At 74.0% G+C, this 1,314-nt stretch carries 2 protein-coding genes; both read left to right on the top strand.

What is annotated here, in order from left to right; genetic code table 11:
* Positions 1-320 precede the first annotated feature (320 nt).
* Positions 321-818, top strand: coding sequence for a hypothetical protein (locus tag M878_RS72145; RefSeq protein ID WP_037730173.1), 498 nt, complete (start codon positions 321-323; stop codon positions 816-818).
* A 23-nt stretch (positions 819-841) separates the two neighbouring features.
* On the top strand, positions 842-1,314 hold a 473-nt coding region (locus tag M878_RS72140), incomplete at its 3' end, for a phosphorylase family protein (protein ID WP_023549366.1).

The following is a 1,314-nucleotide window of genomic DNA, read 5'->3' as shown; positions in this document are numbered from 1 at the left end:
TCCCGGCCGCCCCGGCCGCCCCGGCCGACGCCCGCGTCCCCGCGTCCACACCGACCCCAGCGTCCACAGGCCAACTCCGGCATCCCGACGGTCCCGACCGACCCGGCGGCCCGGGCGACCCCGGCCGACAGCAGCGTCCCGACCAACCCCCGGCATCCCGGCCGGCCCGGCGGCGGGCTGATCGGCTCGGTGGCGGGGTGGTCGGCTCGGTGGGACGGACCGGGCGCGTTTTCCCGGTGGCGGGCACGGCTGGCGTAACGAACCGGGCACGCCGCACCCCACGTGGGCGGACGGCTCGGGGCGCCCGATAGCCTTCGGCCATGACCACGCTGCCCCGCGGCGAAGCCGCTGATGTACCACGCGTTGTGCGACGCCGCCGCGCCGTCGCCGCCGCCGGCGCCGTTACCGCCGGACTGCTCGTCCTCACGGCCTGCGAGAAGCCGTCGCCCGTCGCGACGGTCACCGTCGGCACGAGCTCGGTCACCTCCGAGGCCATGTGCTACAACGACGGCAAGGCGCTGGACGCCAAGTCGCTGACGAACTGCATCAAGAACGTCGAGAAGGCCAAGTCCATCAAGGTCGACCAGGACGAGACGGTCCGCTTCGGTGTCGACCCGAAGATCGCGGACGCCGGCTGGGTCCTCCTGGTGAACGGCCAGCAGTTCACCGACGTCAGCAAGAAGACCTACCGCACCATCCCGGGCAGCGCGTTCTTCAACCAGCAGTACGGCACCCAGGGCGACACCAACACGGTCACGATCCGCATGGGCGACAAGTCCAACCAGGGCATGTGGTCGTTCAAGCTGAAGAAGGCCTGATCACGCCCTCCGTACACATCCTCGTGGCCACCGCGGTCCCGGCCGAACGGGACGCGGTGGCACGGGCGTTCCCCGGCGCCGTGACCGAGGTACGGCTCCCCGGCGCACCGCTGTGCCGTACCGCCACCGGCTGGGACCTGCTCGCCGCCGGCGTCGGCCCGGCCCGCGCCGCCGCCTGCACCGCCACCGCCTTGACCGCCGCCGCCCTCGACGGCGCCCCCTACGACCTGGTCGTCTGCGCCGGGATCGGCGGCGGCTTCCAGCCCGACGCGCCCGTCGGCTCGCTCGTCGTCGCCGACGCGATCACCGTCGCCGACCTGGGCGCCGAGACCGCCGAAGGCTTCCTCCCGGTCACCGAACTGGGCTTCGGTACCGTCACCCACCGACCGCCCGGCTCGGCCGTACGCGCCGCGTCCGAGGCGGCCGGCGCCCGTACCGGCACGATCCTCACCGTCTCCACCGTCACCGGCACCGCCGCCCGCGCCGCCGCCCTGCG

The sequence above is a fragment of the Streptomyces roseochromogenus subsp. oscitans DS 12.976 genome, assembly GCF_000497445.1.
Classification (GTDB): domain Bacteria; phylum Actinomycetota; class Actinomycetes; order Streptomycetales; family Streptomycetaceae; genus Streptomyces; species Streptomyces oscitans.
Note: the sequence above shows the minus strand (reverse complement) of the source record. Positions and strands in the feature narration are given on the sequence as shown.

Bases quoted from the DNA above. Each gene is read 5' to 3' on its own strand.
- M878_RS72145 (WP_037730173.1), top strand. From the start codon at position 321: ATGACCACGCTGCCCCGCGGCGAAGCCGCTGATGTACCACGCGTTGTG.